We start from the raw sequence: 21,396 nt of genomic DNA, 5'->3' as shown, positions 1-21,396 counted from the left end.
TATGTGGTCAAATAAAGTCAAATTTTGCTTCTAAAATACAAAAACAATATCTGGATGTTTTGCCTTAAAGACTCAGTTTTTAATGATCACTTATTTGTTTGAATGATAGTAACAACGATGAGTGGTTAAAGATGAAGTATCAAATAATACCAATTAAGCCTGAGTTTTTAGATAAAGTTAGGGTTGAAGGGCTGGATGATCAAAACCAAGCTGTTGAGATAATAACGGCTTCTGGTGGCGAGCCATGTCGAGATGTATTTAGGCGTGCTAAAGCTGGAGAGAAGTTAATCTTAGCAAGTTATTGTCCTTTTAATGTATCGGGTCCTTATAAGGAATATGGGCCAATATTTGTACTAGCGAATGCGAGTAATGAAGCCACTGGAGATCTGACCTTATCAAATTTGAATGATGATAAAGTAGGTTATTTTTCTGGCCCATTTGTTCTAAAAGCCTACTCTAAAGATGAACGAATACTAGATGCCAAGTTAGCTTACTTAGAAGAAGCGGAGGCCGATCTGGTTGATTATCTTTCACATGAGCGAGTGGCTTTTGTCATTGCGAGATATGCGGCTTTTGGATGCTTTAGTCTTAGGGCAGAGCTTTGTCGTTAAAAGGGGAGTCGGTTTTTTTGAGTTAGAGTTAGGTATTTAATTACCCTTAAATAGCTAGATGAGTTGTGTATGAGGGGCTGCTTATTACGGAGAAACAAGAGCAAAGGTTGTGCTTCTCCGCTATGCTAACGACATATGAAAATTTGATTAGTTAGGGCAGAATGGCACTTTGATAAAGTGTACTAATGCTAGGGATAGCATTATTTAAATGACACAACTAGGCTAAAGGTGTGAGGAGAGCATCGACAGTTTTTGAGAGGGGCTAAATCACATGCACTTGCGTTTGTTATCTCTTTTACTCATCTTGTTGAGCAATTTTGCTCGTGCTGACCCTCATTTAGAATTAAGAATCGTTACTGAGAATTTCCCGCCTTATAATTTTGAAGTTAAAGACAAGGCAGAAGGCGTTTCGAGCGAAGTGGTGTTAGCTGTGCTTGAACACGCAAATCTTGATGCTGATATTGAGTTCCTTCCTTGGCCGCGAGCTTATAGAGCGGCTCAGCTTGAGCCTAATACTTTAATTTATTCTATTGCTCGTATTCCTGAACGTGAATCCATGTTTGCTTGGTTGGGAACCATCGCGCCTTATAGAACCTCTTTTTATAAGTTAAAGTCGAATACAGATTTACATATTCATTCATTTGACGAAGCCAGATCGCATAAAATTGGTGTGTCTCAGGAAGATGCCATAAAAATGTATTTGGAGAACCGTGGTTTTAAGCATTTAGAAGTCGCAAATGCGGATCAATTTGTTGTACGTATGCTGATTTATGGACGTATGGAATTAATTGCTTATGATGAGGCGTCACTTCCATATCAGGTGAAGGAGGCTGGGTTGGATCTTGATCTGATTGAACGAGTACTTAGGATAGATGACTTATCTGAGGAGCTCTATCTTGCTATGCACCCTGAAAGCGATCCTGTGTTAATTCAAACGTTAAAAGATAGCCTGGTGGCTATTAAAGAGAGTGGCCAATATCAAAAAATCCTATCTCGTTATTTTCCTGAATATTAAGGAACCTGCGATTAAGTCACCTCTTCTCGGTCTTTTCAGAAAAAGTGTCACACAAGGCGTTACTTTGACGTAATGTAGGTGCCTTTCGAGAAGTGACAACATAGGGTGTTACTTTATCTGAAATGCCGTTTAGGTATTCTTCAAAGACCCGAAGGGCGTGGTCTAAAAAACCTATCTTTATGTTGAGAATCTTATTAATAGAATAACTATTAAGTTACGCTCCTCGTCATAAAACTAGCGGTTTTTATTCACACGCTGAGGCGGGAGGATTTATTCGTAGGTTCCTTAAGCGATAAGGTCCAATAACAATTTAAACGCTGCATATTATTGGTGTCTATTTGTGTGTTTTACTAAGGTTCCATTGGACCATGACTAAGCTAAGTGAAGGTCTAATTCTCCATCATGTTGAGAACTAACTCTTCTGAATTTCGGTTTAATGCAGTTTATTTATGGCTCTTCCTTATTTATTTCTCTTATTGCTGGTTTATCTCTGTTTTTTTATTGCTTATATCTGGTTTAATAAGCGGATAAGATTTTTAGTAGGAATGAAGTATGTTGGTGTCAGGCTATAAAAAGGAACTTTTAATTGTAAATGATCAGCCAAATTTGATGGCTGAAATTACTAAGCTGGACAGTGACGACGGTATTGCAGAGATAGTTTGGTCTATGGCCATATATGACTTCAACCAGCAAAATATCACAATGGAAACAATGGATTACACTTTAGCTGCAAATGATATTAAAGCTTTATGTCAGTCTCATTCTGATTCAGTTGGGCTAGAAGGTAGTTGGCATATCATCGCAGGATTTAGTTCGTTAGGTATGAGTAGTTTAGGAGAGGGACATTTTCAATCTCCAAATACCAGAGCGCATGTAACAATTGATAATGCTAAGAGCTTGAGCCCACTGACACTCAATTTCCAAGTTGTTGGCATATTAATAAATGGCTAATAAGCCTCATTCTGGCGTGTGAAAAATGCCAAAGATTTAAAACGAGAATTAAAACTTAAAAGCCATCACTTATAATCAAGTGATGGCTTTTTTCTTGATACTTTATTTAGTTAATTTCAAGTAATTCAACATCAAAAATTAGGGTGGAGCCTGGTGTGATAATACCGGCAGAGCTTTGGCCATAGGCAAGTTCGCTTGGAATAAATAAGCGACGCTTTTCACCAACGACCATAAGTTGTACCCCTTCAGTCCAGCCTTTGATTACCTGATTTAAACCAAATGAAATTGGCTCTCCACGATCGACTGAACTATCAAAAATACGGCCATCAACTAAGGTGCCATGATAGTGCACTTTGACTTGGTCTGTGGCATTTGGGTGCACATCACCTGTGCCTTGTTGCAAGATTTTAAATTGTAGGCCTGAATCTGTTGTTACAACATCTGGATCTTTTGCATTTTCAGCTAAAAAAGCACTACCAGCACTGGCATTTTCTATGGCCAGTTGTTTATTTTTCTTGCTCTTGTTAAACCATAAAAAGGCAAGGGCAACTATGATCACGAGTAGGATAATTTTAGACATAGGCTTAACTCAAAACACCATAAAATAAAGGAATGAGCACTTTATCTGGGTTAATGCATTTGCTCAAGGGGGAATTTAGTTCTTCCTCAGACAAATAGGCGTTTGCACCCATTCACTATCACTTTTAAAATAGCGTCATATTATTTTCATACACTCCCTAAGCACAAGCTTTAGTAAAAGATTATCTGGTGGATAAGTGTGGCCCGATAAATGCTTTGTTTTAGTGAGTTTGAAGAATCTGAATTAACCATGAACAGGACAGATTAATGGAAGCCTTAAAACAGCAAATAGTGGCAGAGATGCGTGTTCAACCTAGCATTGATCCGGATCAAGAGATAAGTCGACGTGTAAACTTTATTAAAGACACACTTAAAGCATCTGGTATGAAAGTACTCGTGCTAGGTATTAGTGGCGGTGTTGATTCGTCTTTATGCGGTCGTTTATGCCAGTTAGCTTGTGAAGAATTGGGTGACGAATATAAGTTTATTGCTGTTAGGTTACCTTACGGTGTTCAGGCAGATGAAGACGACGCGCAGCTGGCGCTTAGCTTTATTAAACCAGATATCTCCTTAGCAATTAATATTAAGTCTGGTACAGATGGTATTCATGAGTCTGTGATGACAAGTCTGGTTGAGGCTGGTATGGAAGCGCCGAGTGACTTCAAGCGGGACTTCACCAAAGGAAACTCTAAAGCACGTATGCGCATGATTGCACAGTATGAAGTGGCAGGCATGTATAACGGCTTAGTACCTGGTACTGATCACAGCGCGGAAAACATCTCAGGCTTTTATACCAAGCATGGCGACGGTGCCTGTGACCTTGCACCTTTGTTTGGCCTTAATAAACGCCAAGTTAGGTTATTAGCACAAACTCTGGGTGCACCGGCTTCGGTTCATGGTAAAGCGCCAACAGCCGACCTTGAAGATGATAGACCTCAATTATTAGACGAGGTGTCTTTAGGGGTTACTTATGACGAGATAGATGACTTTTTAGAAGGTCGTGAAGTGAATGCTAAAGCAGAAGAAACTATCTTGGCTAACTATTTAAAAACTCGCCATAAACGTGATGATATTCCAACGCCCTAAGCAATAGGCGTAAAGAGGGTAAAGTTAGTGTCATACTAACTTGCTCTCTTTGTTTGGTTTTTGCGGTTTGTTAATGCCAGTGTTATGGTCTGTTTTCGTTATTTAATTCTGCTTTATCATCACAAGGAAATTAGTTTGAAAGCTCTTGTTTTACCTCGTTTTAAGTCGCTTTTATTGGGCGCTGTTAGTGGTTTTTTTTGCTTATCTTTTAGTGTCACAGCGCAGGCTGAAGGCACCTTTTTAAGTATTGATGAGGTAGAGACAGAAACGGGTTTTTATCAACCTGATTTCTTATTAGAGCTAGGTTATGGCCCTGATATGAGTCATGTTGAAATCGGTATGGATTTCCAAAAAGAGCAAAGTATGGGGTTTGCGGGTTTGTATTTCTCTCGTACTGAATATGATATGACAGCATCAGAAACCGCAACTATGACTGCTATTGGTATTCGTGGTTTGAAATACAGTTCGCCGATTAATGATACTGTGGGCGCTGATTTGCACTTAGGTATTAATCAGACCAAAGCTGGTAGTTATGAAAGAACAGGGATAGAGTTCGCGTTAAGCTTTTATGAAAGCTTCAACGAATCAACTTCAATGATAATTGGCTTTAGCTTTCGACCTGAGTTTCTTGCCTTTGATTGGAATGAAGGTGTGATTACCGAATCTGGTTATGAGTTAGGAATAAATCATCAATTCTCACCACAATTAAACCTGTTTGCTAAGTATTACTATGAAAACTTGTGGCAGGATAATTTTACCTCTGACCGCATCAATGATGGTGCTATGCTAGGTGTTAATTATCTTTTTTAGATAAGTTTTTTTTCTAAGACAAACCTTGATCCCAAATAGGCGTATCTCCTCCTATCTCTTGTTGGAGAAATTCAATAAAGACTTTCACTTTAGCAGCGAGATGCCTACGTTCTGGAAAAATGGCATAAATGCCATGGATAGGTTGAGGGTAGTTTGTTAAAACTTGAGTAAGCTTTTTATTCACAAGGTCTGGCCCGACAATAAAGGTTGGCATGTTAGCTATGCCAAGCCCTGCCAAAGCGGCATCATGTAGGGCTTCAGAATTATTAACTCGATAATTACCTTTAGGAGTGACTTTAATAAAGTCATTCTCTTTTTTGTCTGCTTTTTTATGGAAAAGCCAATCTTGCCCTGCTCTAAAGTATGAATAATAAAGGCAGTTATGTTGGCTCAAATCTCTTGGGGTTTGAGGGATTCCACTATTTGATAAATAGGCATTTGAGGCGCAAATAACACTGCGACAAAGGGCTATTTTTTTTGCGACTAGACTGGAGTCTTCAAGCAACCCTATGCGTATGCCTATATCGAACCCTTGCTTGATAAAGTCTTGGCGTTTGTCATCCATGATCATTTCAATTTGAATGTCTGGATAAAGTGCGAGGAATTTAGGTATCAAATGACTAATGTAAAGTCTTCCAAAGGTCATGGGAACGCTAATTTTGAGTTTCCCTTTGGGTTTTGCTTGTAATCGACCCACCGCATATTCCGCCTCTTTTGCTAGGCTAATTGCCTGGCTTGCATAGTCATAATATTCTTCTCCTGCTTCTGTTAAAGTCAGGCTGCGAGTGGTTCGATTAAAAAGGCGCACACCCAAGTCACTTTCTAATTGGCTAATACGTTTGCTAACAGCTGATTTCGAAGTATTAAGTTGCTCACCCGCTTTGGAGAAACTACCCGCTTCTACTAGGGCAACAAAAATAGGTAAGGTATTAAAGTTCGACATTTGGCACCAAAGAAAATAAACATTGTTGAGATTATAGCAACAATATGTGTCATTAAATCAGGATTGTTAGTATTAAATCAGAATTATATACTGCATTTTTTAAGGAGTAAGATGTTAATGAAGTACCAATGGCTTTTGTTTGATGCCGATGAAACCTTGTTTTCTTTTGATGATTTCGCAGGCTTAAAAAAGCTATTTATTGACTATGATATTCAGTTCTCTGAACAGGATTATTATGAATATAAGGAGGTCAATAAGCCCTTATGGACAGCCTATCAGGAACAAAAAATTAGTGCGCAAACACTTAAAACAGAACGATTTAGCCTTTGGGCCGACAAGCTAGGAGTGAGTGCGAATGAGCTTAATTCTGGCTTTTTAAATGCTATGGCCCAAATATGTGCGCCGTTGCCTGGTGCTCTTGCGCTGTTAGAGAGCTTATCAAGTCGAGTTAATATGGCCATTATTACCAATGGTTTCACAGAGTTACAGCAAGCTAGGTTAGAGAATACAGGCCTAAAGCATTATTTTCAGGATGTGGTCATTTCTGAAGAGGTAGGCTTAGCGAAACCAGATGTGGCTATTTTTGAGCATACTCTGGCTAAGTTGAATCATCAGGATAAAGCCACTGTGCTCATGGTTGGAGATAACCCGCACTCGGATATATTAGGTGGAATGCAGGCAGGAATTGATACCTGTTGGTTGAATCACCATAATAAACCTGTGCCTGACAATATTGAACCTACCTATGAAGTGGCTAATTTAGATCAATTGAGGCGTTTGTTACTGGATGATGCCTTAACGAAGGCCTAATGCGCTTTGATGAGAAACGCCCTAGCAAGTAGGGCGTTTTAGTTAAGCGCTTTAAGTCGCTAATGACTGCTTCTTCTAGTCTTTATTCATGGCATTAATTTTATGGATAGAAAGGTCAGCACCGTTAAATTCATCTTCTTCACTGAGACGAATGCCTGTTACCGCTTTCATTACGCCATATACGATAAAGCCGCCTATTAGTGCTACAGCAATACCCGCGAGTGTCCCAATCACTTGAGACGCAAGGCTCACACCACCTAACCCACCCAATGCTTGGCTGCCAAAAATGCCAGCGGCGATACCGCCCCAAGCACCACAAATACCATGAAGAGGCCATACACCTAATACATCATCTACCTTTGGCATTTTTTGTTGGATAACAACAAACAACCAAGTGAAAAGGAAGCCTGCGATAGCGCCTGCTATCAATGCGCCAATTGGGTGCATGACGTCTGAGCCCGCACATACTGCCACTAGACCTGCTAATGGACCGTTGTGGATAAAGCCTGGATCTTTTTTACCAAAGACCATAGCACTCAAGATGCCGCCAACCATGGCCATTAGGGTGTTTACAGCAACTAAGCCGCTGATACCATCAAGTGTTTGAGCAGACATGACATTAAAGCCAAACCAGCCTATGCATAAAATCCAAGCGCCTAACGCAAGGAAAGGAATATTAGATGGGGCAAATGCCATTAGCTTACCACCACGCATTCTGCCATTACGTGAACCTAATAGCATGATAGCTGCAAGAGCTATCCAACCACCGACACCATGAACAACAACTGAACCTGCGAAGTCATGAAAACCGTAACCAAATTGATTTTCAAGCCAAGCTTGGAAGCCATAATTACCATTCCAGATGATGCCTTCAAAGAAAGGGTAAACCAGACCAACTACCATGGCTGATGAGATTAACATAGGGTAAAACTTAGCGCGCTCCGCTACACCACCAGAAATGATGGCAGGGATAGCTGCTGCAAATGTCATTAAAAAGAAGAACTTAACTAGCTCGTAGCCATTGTTTTGAGCCAAAGTTTCTGCACTTGCAAAAAAGCTAACGCCGTAGGCAACTTGGTAGCCAACGAAGAAATAGACCACAGCAGAAACGCCAAAATCTGTCATAATTTTGACTAGCGCATTTACTTGGTTTTTGTTTCGTACTGTTCCAACTTCTAAGAAGGCAAAGCCTGCATGCATGGCGAAGACCATAATGGCGCCAAGTAGAATAAACATAGTGTTTGAACTTGAGACGAGTATCTCAACAGCACTGTTAATAGGTGTCATAGGTTTTCCCTTGCTTTATTTCGGTGCGCAAAAAGTATTTTTGCACTTATTTTTATCGTTTTTTGTTTTGGTTTGGTGCGTCTTTATTGTTTTGGTGCACTCTGGGGCATATTTTGCAATTAGTGTGCCCAATGTGCTTTTTTGGTGCTTTTGAGTTATTTAATGCTTGTTGGTAGGGCGTGGCGTTAAAAAGTTATGCTAAATCAAGATATATTGAAAAAAGGAATAAAAGCGGGCTCTTGAGTTTGGTAAGCTGTTTGTCTCAATAAGTGGGCGAGGTTAATGGATGTTGTTTGGACAAGTGTCCCAATTGCTGAATCGAGCGACAAGTAAATCTATTAAGGCGTGGTTGCCTAACTATGGCGTTGCTTTAGTTGTTTTGCTTTTAGGTATTCCTGTCGCCAATTACCTTGCGCAGCAACAGGGGATAAATAATGCGAAACGAATTGAATTTGATTTAAACCTTCAATTACAGAACTATAAGAAACGGCTTCAAGATGAGTTTCGTTATTATGAATATGCACTGACAGATTTGCAGGCATTGGTGAATAGCGTTGAAGACAACATATTGACCCAACAACATTTTAAAAAGTTTTCAAAAGCAAAAAACTACTCTCGAGAATTTCCCAATATAACCAGCTTTGGCATTGTTAGGTTTGTTCCTCGTAATGATAAACAAGACTTTGAAAAGTGGATGTCAGAACAACTTGGTAGCAAATACATTATTACCCCAGCACGTGAAGATGCTGAAAACTATTTTGCTGTCCAGTATACGAATGCCCCACTCGAACAATCCATGCAAGGTTATAATTTTGCTTTTAATGCTGTGAGTCATGAGTCGGCATTAAATGCGGCTTTACATAATAACTTTCAAATCACACCTCCTATCTTTTTTAAGAAAACAGCTTCAATTGATGAAAGAGGATTCCTGATTTTTTTTCCTATGTATAAAGAGTCCCGTTATACACAGGCAAATGAGTTTAATGAAAGGGATTTAATCGGTTGGAGTTACGCTAAGTTTTTGGGTAAAAATCTAGCGCAAGCAATTGGTATAAAGTCTGGCGCTTTGGCTTTTAGTATGCGTGATGTTACTAATTTGAATGACCAAGTGTTTTATCAACAAAAGGTGGCTGACCCAACAAGGTATAAAGTAAGTGCTGATCTTAATTTTTATAATCGAAGCTGGCACATAGAGCTAGTTGCAGGACAAGATTATATTGATGCTATGCACCTTGTTGATGAGAGTAGTGTGCAAAAAACTGTCTTAGCTGGCGCACTTCTTTTTTCTGCGGTTATCTTCTTTTTAATCACGTCTTTAACCAGACGTCGACAAGTTGTTCGCCAGAGTATCCGACTTAATTCTATTTTAACCAGTGTAAATGAAGCCATTATTAGCCTAGATAATGATGATTGCGTACTTAGTTGGAACCCAGCCGCAGCCTTGCTTTTTGGTTATAGTGAAGAGGAGTCCTTAGGTCGCTTTTTGCCCGCTATGATATTACCAAATGATAAATGGGCCGAATATGATATGGGCAAAGGCTTTATCGAAAAAGGTCAGTCTTACAATATTCTAGACACCCAAAGACTACATAAGGATGGTCGCTTACTCTCTTTAGGTTTACATGTGACTCCCATGATTGACAGTAAAAATCGCCCAATGGGAATGACAATTGCGGCAGTTGATATTAGCCATATGAAGCGAGCTGAGAAAGCACTACAGCGTTCTAATGAAGAATTAGAAGAAGTGGTTAGACTAAGAACAGAGCAGATGAAATCTGTGCTGAACCTACAATCTGGCATTCTCAACAGTACTGCCTTTGCCGTAATAGCAACAGATCTAGAGGGTTTGGTTACCTTTATCAATCCCGCGACTAAATTCTTATTTCAATATACAGAACAGGATGTCATCGGCAAACCAGATAGCGTGCTGTTTGCTGATGAACTTGGTGTTGATTATCCCACTTATTATAGCCAAGGCTCTCAGTTGGCGAGATATATGAAGCGTACCCTGATTGAAAATGAGCTATTACACAGGGGTAAGCAGCAGCATAATCATGAAGATCAGGAAAGAATCTTTTTACGTAAAGACCTCAGCCAATTTCCAGGTAACTTAAGTGTGAGCTTGATCCATAACGATCAAGGGGAAAATATGGGTTATCTTGCCATAGTGACGGATTTAACTCGGCAAAAGTATCTAGAGTTTGAATGGCAACTTGAAAAAGTATCGACTCAAGCAACGTCTGATGCTGTGTTTTGGATGGATGAAAGAGGAGATATGATTAAGGTTAACCAAGCGGCTTGTTTAGCGCTTGGCGTCGAGAGCCAAATGCTGCTTGGCCGTAAGTTATTCGATATTTTCCCAGATCACTCTTTTAGTTGGTGGCAGCCTTATCAGGTCGAATTACAGAAATCGAAAAAAGTATGGTTTGATACCAGCTTTGTGAATAATCAAGGTGAAGAAAAGCATGTATCAGTCAATGCTAACCTAATTTATTTAGATGGTAAGGAGTACGTCCACCTTGTTGCACGAGACATTAGTGACAGGCTTAAAAAAGAGCATGAATTAGCCAGAGCGAAAGACAGAGCCGATATTGCTAGTGAAGCAAAATCAAGCTTTTTAGCTAATATGAGCCATGAATTAAGAACGCCAATGAATGCGGTTATCGGCTTGCTTGAGCTGATCAAGAAAACCTCTTTGTCACCTACTCAATCAGACTTTATTGATAAAACCCAAGTGGCAGCAAACTCTCTTTTAAAAATACTTAATGATATTTTGGACTTCTCAAAAATTGAAGCGAACTCTATGTTGATTGAAAAGCATGAGTTTGAGCTTTTTAGTTTGATTGATGAAATGGCATTAATACTGTCAGCAAGCCTAAATAACAAAGAGATAGAAGTCTTATTCGATATAGATAAAAGTTTGCCCAATAAGGTGCAAACAGATGCTCTTAAGCTAAAACAAATATTATTAAATTTGGGCAGTAATGCGATTAAATTTACACAATCAGGCCATGTATTAATCAGTCTGAAAATGGTGTCAGAAAAAGAGCTGGCAATTTGTGTTGAAGACTCTGGTATAGGGATGAACTCAGATCAACTAGAGCATATTTTTACTGACTTTAAGCAAGCTGAAGCTTCAATTAATCGACGCTTTGGTGGTACCGGACTCGGGCTTGCGATTACTAAAAAGTTGATTGAGTTAATGGGTGGAAGCATCCGAGTTGAAAGTCAGGTAGGCAAGGGAACGTCATTTCATGTGCTATTGCCGTTACAGGTGCATCCTGTGCAAAGAGAAACCTTGGTATCTACCTCTTTGCAAGAGCGTATTCACAAGGTTTTGATTGTCGATGATGATGAGCGTTCTATTAATGTACTTGAGCATCAAATGGATCAATTTGATTGTCAGATAGACTCAGTGAAAACCGGATTAGAAGCCATTGCCAAACTGACGAGTGTAACTGACTACGACCTCGTTATTCTAGATTACAATATGCCTGCATTTAATGGTTTGGATGTGATTGAACAGATTCATCAACTAGACAATAAGCTTATGCCGGCGTGTTTATTAATGGTGACGGCATTTGATCAACAGAACTTGTTAGAAAAAGCCTTGGTTTTAGATAACTATCGTGCGATCACCTTAGATAAACCTGTTACCAAAACCGCTTTGTTGAAAGCTCTTAAACGCCTCTTTTTTACTTTGAAAAGTGTGAAAAAAACCGATTTACTTGAGGTAGATTACCTTAGTGAAATGGACCTTAATACCTTTAAGTTAGCCAAGACAAATCAAGAAATCTGCGATATGTTGGCAGATGATTATGCTTACCTTGATGATTTAGCAGGTGAAGATAAAGCGTCTCTAGTGGGAATCAACTTGCTGTTAGTTGAAGACAACCCGATAAATAGTCTTGTTGCGGCTGGTTTGTTGCAACATGCTGGTGCAAATGTTGTATCCGTTGAGTCTGGCGTTGAAGCTCTTTCTTATTTGAGCCAAGACAATGATACCAATTTAATCTTGATGGATATTCAAATGCCGGACTTTGATGGTTATCAGACCACAGCTGTGATTCGAGAGGAGTTGGGGTTAACTCTGCCTATTATTGCTATGACTGCCAATATTCAATCAGAAGTGATTGAGCATTGTTTGACTGTAGGTATGAATGCCCACGTTCCTAAGCCGTTTGATTTACACCATTTGGTGGGCACGATTCAAAAGATGTTAGAAATGGAAGAGGTGGAATAAAGAGGCGAAATTTTCGCCTCTTTATTTAGGTTTGTAGCTTATTAGTGCTGATGACTTGTTGGAAGAGGGAGAGCTTGCTGCGGTTTTCCTTGGCCATTTAAACTCGCCAAAAAGAGTGCTTGGCTTGCTTCATTATCACCTAATGCATTAAGTAAGCGACCTAAATCTGAGATAGCTTCAGGCTTGGCTTGTATATCAATAGATGATTGATAATAGTCTCTGGCTTTACCCCAAAGTTGCTGTTTCTGGCTAAGGCGACCACAGGTAAGCAATAGTTCAGCGCTATCTGAATGCTTGCCTAACCAAGACTCTGCTTGTTGTAGTGCTTTTTTCGCATTCTTGTGATTAATCTGGCCATACACAAGGACAAGTTGATCTGACCAAAGCTTGTTCAAGCATTTACGAATGAAGTTTTCTGATTTTGTCTCGTCACCAAATTGTGTCATTGCCTTAGCATAAGTAATACGCATGCTTTCATCATCTTCTAAACCATCGAGCTTTTGCCAAACAGATTCAACCGTTTTAAGAATCTCGTCATGGCTGTGGCCTTGTAGAGACTTATGTTTAAAGTGCTCAAGCAAGGCGTTAAACGCTTTTTTCTCTAGGTCTAGCATGTTCTCATCATTCAGAATGCCTTCTTTTTTCAGCATTGGTGTTAGGTTTAGCAGCGCTTGCCAATCTTCTAGCTGGCTATAGGCTTGCACTAACATTTTGAGAACTTGTCTATGCTTTGGTTGGATCTTATGAAGGCGGAGTAATGTTGCTAGGGCGCTTTCAAAGTGACCTTGGCGCATTTGAATTTGGCTTTGAGCAAAACTAATAGCAAACTCAGCTTCAGGTGATGAACGGTGAGCTTCCCTTAATAGGGTTTTTGATCTCTCATGGGCATCTTGCTCACTAGCTGCATAGGCTGCTGCAATATGGTTGATAAGTGGATAGGAGACATTGTTCGCACTCTTGGTTAGAAGCTTTTCAGCTTTAGACCAGTTACCACCTACTAGCTCTAACAGGCCTCGAATGGTATTTCGAGATGCGCGTTTTTGATGCATATTGCCTGTTAGTTTAGCGAGTGAACTGCCTGGCCTTAAGCTAGCAAACAAAATACGTTTAACCCAACTAAGAACAAATAGCAGCACCAAGATAAAACAAGCAAATACCCAGATACTCGTCTCTAGTGTGATGTTGCCATAGGATACTAGAACATAGCCTGTATCTTGTTTCATCAACAGGCCTAAGGTACCGCCGGCCACTAAAACCGAAACGATAATTAGGAATAAGCGTCTCATAGGCTAGTCTCCTGTTCAGAGGTAGCGGGTGCTTGGATAATCGCTTCTTCTGTCTCTGCTTCTGTTGCAGCTTGCTCTGTAGCACTAGTTTCTGAAGAGTCAGGTACTTGTTGGTTAGTGGGCTGCTCTGTTTGAGCATCAACTGAAGGTGTTTGTGTATCAGGCTCAGGAGTGAGCTCTTCTGCTTTTGTTGCAACCACGTTTTGCTCTTCGACTTGCGATCCTGCTACAGCCTCTGCGCTTTTAGGGACGACTTTAATTAACTCTGGTACGTCCTGAGCTTGTGGTTTAGCGACTATGTCTTGCTCTTGTGTTATGCCTAATGTTTCTGCAGGCGCTTGAATTGCCTGTCTATTGTTTTTCCCCGTGCCATTCCAGTTTTGCATCAAATCTTTCATGCTTGCTAAAGAACCGCGAGGTAAAGGTAATTCAGGTGACACATTGATTTGTTGTAGTGCAGTTAAACTGGTGAGATAACCTGATACCGCAGCTGAATCAATATCAAAGTGCTCATTAACCGCATTGGCAATATGTTCAAGGGCGATCTGGTAAACACTGCTTTCCTGCTTCATTAACGCAAGTTGAGCTACATTGACTTGTAACTGAATACCAGTAATAAGTTGCTGATATTCTGTGGGGGGTAATAATGGCTTAATAGGTTTGCTGTTGTAATTGATGACAACTAAAGACCTAAGAGTTTGCCAAATGTCCTGCGCTAATGCTTTTGCATAGCTGACTTCACCTGTTTCATTTATGTCTTCAGGTGTTGCTTTCTCCGTATTTTGGCTAAAAAGCTTGCTCGGCTCTTTTTGAGGTAAGCTATTTACCAAGGCAGAAAGAGCATCTAACTGCAGGTAAACCCCTTCTAAGTCGAAAGAGCGAGTTGATTTGAGTGCTTGAATGTCTTTAGCAAGTGCCCGTCTTGTATCAAAAAGAATAGGGTCTTTCATTTCTGCAAGTATGGTATCTGCACTTACTAATAATTGCTCTGCGCCACTAATGTCTTTTTCCATTAATAAGCGTTGATTTGCTAGACGTACTAAATATTCTGCTTCAGCTAACTTCCAGTCTTCTTTGCTGGTGTTTTTTAAGCGGCTAAGTTGTTTTCTGACTGAGGTGATCTCAGAGCCTAGCTTAGCGCTATTCTCCTGAATATTCTGACCATCAGTTTCCAGTTTTTTTAACGCCGGAATAACTTTGCTTAAAGAAGATTGAATTGGCGCAACCTGTGCCACCGCTTGGGTTTGTTGTGCCAGAATGGTTTCTAGTTTGGCATTGCTTTGACTAATACGAGCAAGTTTTGTGTCGTATTCTTGTAATTCTGCTTGATAGAACTGCCAACCACTTAAACCAAAAGCACCCGCACTGAGTAAAAGGGTGGCATAAATAAGGCCATTTTTAGCATTGTTTGATGTGCTGGTAGGTGTTTGATTATTGGGCGTCATATTAGTGTCTTGGTTTTGTGTTTGACTAGTTGTGGCTGACGAATCTTGGTCTAATTGCGTTTCTTTATCTTCTGCGCTTTTTTCTTTGTGTTCGATTTGGTCGGCCATCTATGAATCCTATAACTGAGTTAGGGCGGCGTATAAGCTGTTGTCATCGGCACCATTTGCATTAACGGCATTTTTCCAACCAAGTTGCAGAGCAATATCCGTTACTCTTTGGCTAGGTGTGAGTATCAGCTTATTAAACCAGTTTGTATCATGTTGGGAGAGAGTATCAACTAGATTTTCTAGCCCTTCACCACTTGTAATCAATATTACTTCACAGCTTTCGGCCTCGGCAACCTGTTCTGCTTTATAGTCAATCTTATTTCGAGAATAGAGGGGGAGATGGTTTACTTGGGCACCGCGTTCAATCAGACTTGTTTCTAATTTACTGCGGCCACCTTCGCCAGCCATGATCAATATTTTTTGCCCTGTAACCTCTTGCATGCAGGCTTGGTTGAGCAGCTCTTCCGAAGTATGGCCTGATTGGTCCATTGCTAAGGCTTGAATGCCTAAATCATGTCCAAGCTCATTTAAAAAATGGCTCGTGCCTTTCCCTATCCCTATCCAAGTAATGCCAACGGGTAGCATGGGCCAACAGTCTTCTATCCATTCAACTCCGTGACGTACTGCGTTCTTACTGATAAAAATGACTTTGTCGTAAAGGTCTAGGTCGAAAATTTGAGATTGAATATAGGTTTTTTGATCTGTTAAAGCCGAAATTTCCATCATGGGTAAGGGGAAGGTGGTTGCGCCCCATTGTTGAAATCGCTCACAACTAACTTGGTTCTCAGGCTGAGGACGTGTAATTAAAATGTGTTTGCCAGATAGTTGCATCGAATGCCTTTAATATATCAATGGGGTAATCGGCTTTGCCAATTCCCCCATCCATTTAGTTAGAACAAAATATCGCTTAGTCTTTATTAATCTCTGCAAGTAGCTTGTCAGCGCCTGCTGCGATTAGCTTTTCAGCTAGTTGAACACCTAGTGCATGAGCATCATTTTTAGATCCACGTATCTCATCACGTAAAATCACAGACCCGTCAACAGAGCCCACAAGCCCTCTTAAATACAACTCATCACCTTCAAGTAGTGCAAAAGCAGCTATAGGTGCTTGGCAACCGCCATTTAGTCTCTCGTTAACTGCACGCTCTGCAGTTACTCGGTAATAGGTCTCTTGGTGTTGTAGTGGCGCAAGAAGTTTGATCATGTCAGCATCATCGCTACGGCACTCGACCCCCATTGCACCTTGTCCGCCTGCAGGTAAGCTGTCTAGGTCAGAGATACGTTCTTTAATGCGATCTGTCATTTCAAGACGCATTAGACCTGCTGTGGCTAATATGATTGCATCATATTCTTCATTATCCAGTTTACGTAAGCGCGTATTAACGTTACCTCTTAGGTCCTTTATTACAAGATCAGGACGAGCGAGGGCAAGTTGAGATGAACGGCGTAAACTTGAAGTACCCACAACGGCACCTTGTGGTAATGATGCAAGGTTGTCGTATTTGTTAGAAACAAACGCATCAGTTGGGTCTTCTCGCTCACAAATAACAGCAAGACCTAAACCTTCAGGGAAGGCCATAGGTACGTCTTTCATTGAATGCACTGCGATATCGGCGCGGCCTTCTAATAGCGCATGCTCTAGTTCTTTTACAAACAGGCCTTTACCGCCAATTTTAGAAAGCGGTGAGTTTAATATTTGGTCACCTTTGGTCGTCATGCCAAGTAACTCAACCTGTGTATCTGGGTAAAGTGCTTCTAGGGAGTCTTTAACATTATTAGCTTGCCAAAGGGCTAGCTGGCTTTCACGGGTGGCGATGATGATTTTATCTTTCACTAGGCATCCTGACATTGATAGAGAATGAATGTTAGAAGATTTAAAAAAACCTCTAACTAAATTGCGACCATGATACTAAGAATGAGTCTAAGCGTCATCCTTATGGTGCTTTATATGTGGTCTTGGATCAGGTAATCTTGCAGTCTTTAAAGCTAGCCTTAAATTACTATGTGGGAAGGAATAAATGACTGACACGAATAAAGCCACTAACCAGCAATGGGGTGGGCGTTTCTCTGAGCCTGTTGATGCGTTTGTAGCACGTTTTACTGCATCGGTTGAATTTGATCAGCGTATGGCTGCTCAAGATATTCAAGGTTCTGTTGCTCATGCGAAAATGTTAGCCAGTGTGGGTGTACTAACTGACGCAGAACGTGACCAGATCATCCAAGGTTTAGCTGAAATTAAAGAAGAAATTGAAAAAGGCGAATTCAATTGGTCGGTTGAGCTTGAAGATGTACATATGAACATTGAAGCTCGCTTAACACAAAAAATTGGTATTACAGGTAAGAAGCTGCATACAGGTCGTTCACGTAATGACCAAGTTGCTACAGATATACGCCTTTACATGCGTGATGAAGTGGACTTCCTTTTAGAAGAACTAACACGTTTACAACAAGGTATTTTAAGCCTTGCAGAAAAAGAAGCAGACACCATAATGCCTGGCTTTACTCATTTGCAAACTGCGCAACCTGTTACTTTCGGCCATCACCTAATGGCTTGGAATGAAATGGTTCAGCGTGACTATGAGCGTCTTTTAGATTGTCGTAAGCGTATTAATATCTTACCACTGGGCGCGGCTGCACTTGCAGGAACAACCTACCCAATTGATCGTAATATGACGGCTGAACTTTTAGGCTTTGAGCGTCCTACTTATAACTCGCTTGATTCAGTCAGTGATAGAGATTTTGCAATTGAGTTCACCTCAACTGCAGCTATCATCATGATGCATATGTCCCGTTGGGCAGAAGAAATGGTGCTTTGGGTATCGGCTCAATTTAATTTTATCTACCTACCAGATCGTTTCTGTACCGGCTCTTCTATTATGCCGCAGAAGAAAAATCCAGATGTTCCAGAGCTGGTACGTGGTAAAACAGGTCGAGTTTATGGGCACCTTATGAGCTTATTAACCTTGATGAAGTCACAATGTTTGGCTTACAACAAGGATAACCAAGAAGATAAAGAACCTTTATTTGATACGGTTGATACCTTAAAAGGTTCTTTGCGTTCTTTCGCTGATATGATTCCTGCAATCGAATCTCGTAAAGACCATATGTATGAAGCAGCTCGTCGTGGTTTCTCAACGGCAACTGATTTAGCCGATTATTTAGTTGGTCAAGGTGTTGCTTTCCGTGATGCTCATGAGATTGTTGGTAAAGCGGTTGGCTTTGGTGTAGAGCAAGGTCGTGACCTTTCTGAGATGACATTAGAAGAGCTGCAAGGTTTTGGTGACATGATCAAAGCAGATGTATTTGACGTATTAACACTAGAAGGCTCTGTTGCTGCCCGTGATCATATCGGTGGTACCGCGCCTGCTCAAGTACGTGCTGCGGTTGCCCGCGCTCAAGCTGAAATCGCTAAGCGTTAATAATAAGTTCTAATAAACTCGTGCTTCTTAATCCCTAATTAGGACAAGAAGGTAGGTTATTTGAAAAGCCAAACTTATGTTTGGCTTTTTTATTGAAAAAAGGTTAATAAAGGTTTGTAAGCATATTGTTTATTATGTCAGAATGCTGAAAATTACTTCAATAAATGGAATGAATGAAATGAAAGTATCAAAAATTTTAGCAACAGGATTATTAGCGCTTTCTCCACTTGCAGCCATGGCTAACCCAGGTTGTGGTATGGGTTCTCAAGTTTTTGATGGTAGCAAAGGACTTTTTACCCACTTATTTGCACTGACAACCAACCAAACAGGTGCTGCTTACTCTATGACATCTGGCACATCCGGTTGTGATACCTCTAAACCTATTGTGGCTGCAACAATCTTTATTGATCAGAATATGGAGCAAATTGCAGAAGACATGGCTATGGGTGACGGTGAAGTTGTATTTGCTTTGACTGAGCTACTTCAGGTGCAAGAAAAAGAAACTTTTATTAATCTGATGCAAGAAAATTTCGACCAAATTTATACTTCTGACAGCATGACTGCAGAAGAAGTTATGCAGAATATCCAAGGTGTTGTGATTGCTGCCTAACATGTAAAACAAGTAGTTAAGGAACTCAATAGTCGACTTCCCCTTTGTTTGGCTATTGAGCGACTTATGCTTCCTAGGCTAGTTTGAGACTAGCTGTATCTCCCTTCTTATTTATCACTTCTACTAAATGTTTTTTCGGTCGCTACTGGCCTGATTAATAAAGGAATGAAAATACATTATGGTGCGCTCCGCCTTATTAAGATTGAGACTAGCTCAAGCTGTTTTTCTCTCTTTATTTGTCTTTTCTCATTCTGTAAGTGCAAATGAAAGTGAAGCTCGTTCCTTATCTTTGCAAAAGAACGATTTAAGACAAAAACTTATTCAAATAGCACTCGATCAAAATTTGTCTCAGGCACCTAGGTGGCATAAGTTGCTGCATTACAAACCTGATTGGCAAAAAGGTCATGAAAGTATTGTTGATGATGAAAGCTTTTTTATATCAAATCTAGGTAAATACAGGCCCGAATTAGAGCTAGTGGCCAATGTTGAACTCTTTTTGAGTGAGCAGGAAGCAGACAAAGACACAGCTTGTCATTTTCCTGCTAGAAATCGGTTTTTATACGAGGCGCTGACCCCAAGGTTAAGTGAGCAGGATAAGGCTTTATTAGCAGAAATAGGTTTTGATGGTAAATCATCTTACTGTCAGGAATATTTGGTTTGGCGACATGAGAATCCAGTTGAGCAAGCTTGGCTTATTTTTCCAACAGCTTTTTTGAATAGCCCTTCTTCAATGTTTGGCCACACCTTGTTGCGTTTAGATTTAAAAGGCAAATCCACCCTTTTATCCAAATCAATTACCTATGCCGCTCATGCGGAAGATGACCACCATGGTGCTATGTATGCGATAAAGGGGCTTTTTGGTGGGCACCCAGGCTATTTTTCTATCCTGTATTATCATAAGAAAGTTAAGGAATATACCCGTACAAATAACCGCGACATATGGGAGTATCAGCTTAACCTGAATGAGGATGAGACTGATTGGATTATGGCGCATTTGTGGGAACTGCAAGAGGTTAGGTTTGATTACTACTTTTCGACACAGAATTGTTCTTACCAGTTATTAGCTGTTTTAGATGTTGCCAGGCCTGAGCAGGATCTAACCGCTGAATTTGATTATTTGGCGATTCCTGTTGATACCATTCGAGCGTTAGAGAAAAGAGAATGGATTGAGAAAAAACAGTTTAGACCATCTGAAAATCGCTTGTTTTACACATATCTTGAGCATTTGAGCCAAGCAGAGAAAGATTTGGTATTTGATTTACAGGAAAACAAATATGAGTCACTTGCTGAGCAAATAAAATTATTGCCCCGTGATAGGCAAAGGCTGGTGTTAGAAGCGGCTTATAAGCTCATAACACTCAGAGGGAAAGATGCGAAAAACAAGAAAAAACGATTAGGCCTACCTCTTCTAAGAGCGAGGAGTAAATTGGGTAAATCAAGTGATGAATTGCAAGTTACACAACCAGTGGCACCTGAGAAAGGGCATTTAAGTCAAAAGCTGGGCCTAGGTTTTGTAAATACTAGTGAGCAAAATAAAGGTGTACTCGATTTAAAACTCACTCTGCATAGTTTGGATGACCCTGTTTATGGTTTTGATAAAGGTTCACAGATTAACTTCTTACAACAAAAAAGTGTATTTGATGAAAATGACGTCAAACTTGAAAGTTTTGATCTACTCAATATTCGATCTTTGACGCCTTCTGATAAGTATCTAACCCATACCGCTTGGCAAGTGAGTACGGGTTTAGAGAGACATCTTATGCCTGATGATAGTCGTAGACTTAATAAACAAGTCATCGCAGGCTTTGGCCATAGTTGGCGTTTTAATCAGCTAGATATGTATGCTTTGTTTGGTGGGCAGTTAGAAGGTTCAAATGAGTTTCAAGACTATTTGGAATTTGCGCCTAAAGTCGATGTCGGCTTGCTATTGCAAAATGAAGTCTACACTAGTGAGTTACACGCTAGCCAATATCGTTTTTTAAATGCAAAGTTTAGCCGGATGAAACTGCGCTGGACGGGCAGTTGGACTTGGCAGCAAAATCAAAGTATGAGTGTAAATGCCGAGCGTGAAGAAATATTAGGTAAAACGCACTTTAGTCAATTCTCTCTACAATATAATCATTTTTTCTAAGTGAATTTTCATATCTTAAAAATTTCATAGAGTAAAAAGTGACAGTGAAATGAGTGGGCTTAAAAAAGAGTGGGAAATGGGGCTCACTAAATGGCATCTAGGCTTGCTATGACTGGGCCTAG

The 21,396-nt window shown here is 40.3% G+C and carries 17 protein-coding genes; 10 read left to right on the top strand and 7 right to left on the bottom strand.

Annotated elements, in window-relative coordinates; all coding sequences use genetic code 11:
- Window positions 1-131: 131 nt before the first annotated feature.
- The 3 genes from TW85_RS19875 (at window position 132) to TW85_RS19865 (ending at window position 2,577) form a co-directional block, all read left to right on the top strand.
- Window positions 132-611 (top strand): DUF1203 domain-containing protein, encoded by a 480-nt coding sequence (locus tag TW85_RS19875; protein ID WP_046018897.1) that lies wholly within the window; start codon window positions 132-134, stop codon window positions 609-611.
- Between the two features lie 271 nt (window positions 612-882).
- On the top strand, window positions 883-1,626 hold the full coding sequence (locus TW85_RS19870) for a transporter substrate-binding domain-containing protein (RefSeq protein ID WP_046018896.1): 744 nt from the start codon (window positions 883-885) through the stop codon (window positions 1,624-1,626).
- A gap of 552 nt (window positions 1,627-2,178) precedes the next feature.
- Window positions 2,179-2,577: a hypothetical protein gene (locus TW85_RS19865; protein ID WP_046018895.1), complete on the top strand. Its 399-nt coding sequence runs from the start codon at window positions 2,179-2,181 to the stop codon at window positions 2,575-2,577.
- 106 nt (window positions 2,578-2,683) lie between these two features.
- Here TW85_RS19865 and TW85_RS19860 read toward each other — a convergent pair whose 3' ends face one another.
- Window positions 2,684-3,157, bottom strand: coding sequence for an FKBP-type peptidyl-prolyl cis-trans isomerase (locus tag TW85_RS19860; RefSeq protein ID WP_046018894.1), 474 nt, complete (start codon window positions 3,155-3,157; stop codon window positions 2,684-2,686).
- A gap of 266 nt (window positions 3,158-3,423) precedes the next feature.
- Here TW85_RS19860 and nadE point away from each other — a divergent pair, with 266 nt between their 5' ends.
- Both nadE and TW85_RS19850 read left to right on the top strand, forming a co-directional pair.
- A complete protein-coding gene (nadE, locus tag TW85_RS19855) occupies window positions 3,424-4,242 on the top strand; it encodes an ammonia-dependent NAD(+) synthetase (RefSeq protein ID WP_046018893.1) in 819 nt (272 codons plus the stop codon).
- Window positions 4,243-4,377: 135 nt separating this feature from the next.
- A complete protein-coding gene (locus tag TW85_RS19850; RefSeq protein WP_046018892.1) occupies window positions 4,378-5,052 on the top strand; it encodes a hypothetical protein in 675 nt (224 codons plus the stop codon).
- Between the two features lie 13 nt (window positions 5,053-5,065).
- Here TW85_RS19850 and TW85_RS19845 read toward each other — a convergent pair whose 3' ends face one another.
- Window positions 5,066-5,995, bottom strand: a complete 930-nt coding sequence (locus TW85_RS19845; RefSeq protein WP_046018891.1) for a LysR family transcriptional regulator — start codon at window positions 5,993-5,995, stop codon at window positions 5,066-5,068.
- Window positions 5,996-6,112: 117 nt separating this feature from the next.
- On the opposite strand from TW85_RS19845, the gene yjjG reads away from it, so the two are divergent.
- On the top strand, window positions 6,113-6,805 hold the full coding sequence (gene yjjG / locus TW85_RS19840) for a pyrimidine 5'-nucleotidase (RefSeq protein ID WP_046018911.1): 693 nt from the start codon (window positions 6,113-6,115) through the stop codon (window positions 6,803-6,805).
- A 75-nt stretch (window positions 6,806-6,880) separates the two neighbouring features.
- Here yjjG and TW85_RS19835 read toward each other — a convergent pair whose 3' ends face one another.
- The gene (locus TW85_RS19835) at window positions 6,881-8,092 is read right to left on the bottom strand and encodes an ammonium transporter (RefSeq protein ID WP_046018890.1); all 1,212 of its coding nucleotides are present in this window, start codon (window positions 8,090-8,092) and stop codon (window positions 6,881-6,883) included.
- A gap of 286 nt (window positions 8,093-8,378) precedes the next feature.
- Between TW85_RS19835 and TW85_RS19830 the strand changes: the two genes are divergently transcribed.
- Window positions 8,379-12,335, top strand: coding sequence for a PAS domain S-box protein (locus TW85_RS19830; RefSeq protein ID WP_046018889.1), 3,957 nt, complete (start codon window positions 8,379-8,381; stop codon window positions 12,333-12,335).
- A gap of 41 nt (window positions 12,336-12,376) precedes the next feature.
- On the opposite strand, the gene TW85_RS19825 is transcribed toward TW85_RS19830, so the two are convergent.
- The 4 genes from TW85_RS19825 to hemC form a co-directional block, all read right to left on the bottom strand.
- Complete coding sequence (locus TW85_RS19825; protein WP_046018888.1) at window positions 12,377-13,621, bottom strand: heme biosynthesis HemY N-terminal domain-containing protein; 1,245 nt, start codon at window positions 13,619-13,621, stop codon at window positions 12,377-12,379.
- On the bottom strand, window positions 13,618-15,174 hold the full coding sequence (locus TW85_RS19820; RefSeq protein WP_052702323.1) for a uroporphyrinogen-III C-methyltransferase: 1,557 nt from the start codon (window positions 15,172-15,174) through the stop codon (window positions 13,618-13,620). Before TW85_RS19820 ends, TW85_RS19825 begins: the two co-directional genes overlap by 4 nt.
- A 9-nt stretch (window positions 15,175-15,183) precedes the next feature.
- A complete protein-coding gene (locus tag TW85_RS19815; RefSeq protein WP_046018887.1) occupies window positions 15,184-15,945 on the bottom strand; it encodes a uroporphyrinogen-III synthase in 762 nt (253 codons plus the stop codon).
- Between the two features lie 76 nt (window positions 15,946-16,021).
- The gene (hemC, locus tag TW85_RS19810) at window positions 16,022-16,948 is read right to left on the bottom strand and encodes a hydroxymethylbilane synthase (RefSeq protein WP_272947175.1); all 927 of its coding nucleotides are present in this window, start codon (window positions 16,946-16,948) and stop codon (window positions 16,022-16,024) included.
- A gap of 184 nt (window positions 16,949-17,132) precedes the next feature.
- Between hemC and argH the strand changes: the two genes are divergently transcribed.
- From argH to TW85_RS19795, 3 genes are all read left to right on the top strand, one after another.
- On the top strand, window positions 17,133-18,533 hold the full coding sequence (argH, locus tag TW85_RS19805) for an argininosuccinate lyase (protein ID WP_046018885.1): 1,401 nt from the start codon (window positions 17,133-17,135) through the stop codon (window positions 18,531-18,533).
- 178 nt (window positions 18,534-18,711) lie between these two features.
- The gene (locus tag TW85_RS19800) at window positions 18,712-19,143 is read left to right on the top strand and encodes a DUF3015 family protein (protein WP_162197514.1); all 432 of its coding nucleotides are present in this window, start codon (window positions 18,712-18,714) and stop codon (window positions 19,141-19,143) included.
- Window positions 19,144-19,321: 178 nt separating this feature from the next.
- Window positions 19,322-21,274, top strand: coding sequence for a DUF4105 domain-containing protein (locus tag TW85_RS19795; RefSeq protein ID WP_046018884.1), 1,953 nt, complete (start codon window positions 19,322-19,324; stop codon window positions 21,272-21,274).
- The last annotated feature ends 122 nt before the right edge of the window (window positions 21,275-21,396 follow it).

The organism is Marinomonas sp. S3726 (assembly GCF_000967665.1).
Classification (GTDB): domain Bacteria; phylum Pseudomonadota; class Gammaproteobacteria; order Pseudomonadales; family Marinomonadaceae; genus Marinomonas.
Note: the sequence above shows the minus strand (reverse complement) of the source record. Positions and strands in the feature narration are given on the sequence as shown.

What these genes read in the sequence shown, in the direction of transcription:
- TW85_RS19875 (WP_046018897.1), top strand. Translation starts at nt 132, where the DNA reads ATGAAGTATCAAATAATACCAATTAAGCCTGAGTTTTTAGATAAAGTT.
- TW85_RS19870 (WP_046018896.1), top strand. Translation starts at nt 883, where the DNA reads ATGCACTTGCGTTTGTTATCTCTTTTACTCATCTTGTTGAGCAATTTT.
- TW85_RS19865 (WP_046018895.1), top strand. Translation starts at nt 2,179, where the DNA reads ATGTTGGTGTCAGGCTATAAAAAGGAACTTTTAATTGTAAATGATCAG.
- TW85_RS19860 (WP_046018894.1), bottom strand. Translation starts at nt 3,157, where the DNA reads ATGTCTAAAATTATCCTACTCGTGATCATAGTTGCCCTTGCCTTTTTA.
- nadE (WP_046018893.1), top strand. Translation starts at nt 3,424, where the DNA reads ATGGAAGCCTTAAAACAGCAAATAGTGGCAGAGATGCGTGTTCAACCT.
- TW85_RS19845 (WP_046018891.1), bottom strand. Translation starts at nt 5,995, where the DNA reads ATGTCGAACTTTAATACCTTACCTATTTTTGTTGCCCTAGTAGAAGCG.
- yjjG (WP_046018911.1), top strand. Translation starts at nt 6,113, where the DNA reads ATGAAGTACCAATGGCTTTTGTTTGATGCCGATGAAACCTTGTTTTCT.
- TW85_RS19835 (WP_046018890.1), bottom strand. Translation starts at nt 8,092, where the DNA reads ATGACACCTATTAACAGTGCTGTTGAGATACTCGTCTCAAGTTCAAAC.
- TW85_RS19830 (WP_046018889.1), top strand. Translation starts at nt 8,379, where the DNA reads ATGTTGTTTGGACAAGTGTCCCAATTGCTGAATCGAGCGACAAGTAAA.
- TW85_RS19825 (WP_046018888.1), bottom strand. Translation starts at nt 13,621, where the DNA reads ATGAGACGCTTATTCCTAATTATCGTTTCGGTTTTAGTGGCCGGCGGT.
- TW85_RS19820 (WP_052702323.1), bottom strand. Translation starts at nt 15,174, where the DNA reads ATGGCCGACCAAATCGAACACAAAGAAAAAAGCGCAGAAGATAAAGAA.
- TW85_RS19815 (WP_046018887.1), bottom strand. Translation starts at nt 15,945, where the DNA reads ATGCAACTATCTGGCAAACACATTTTAATTACACGTCCTCAGCCTGAG.
- argH (WP_046018885.1), top strand. Translation starts at nt 17,133, where the DNA reads ATGACTGACACGAATAAAGCCACTAACCAGCAATGGGGTGGGCGTTTC.
- TW85_RS19800 (WP_162197514.1), top strand. Translation starts at nt 18,712, where the DNA reads ATGAAAGTATCAAAAATTTTAGCAACAGGATTATTAGCGCTTTCTCCA.
- TW85_RS19795 (WP_046018884.1), top strand. Translation starts at nt 19,322, where the DNA reads ATGGTGCGCTCCGCCTTATTAAGATTGAGACTAGCTCAAGCTGTTTTT.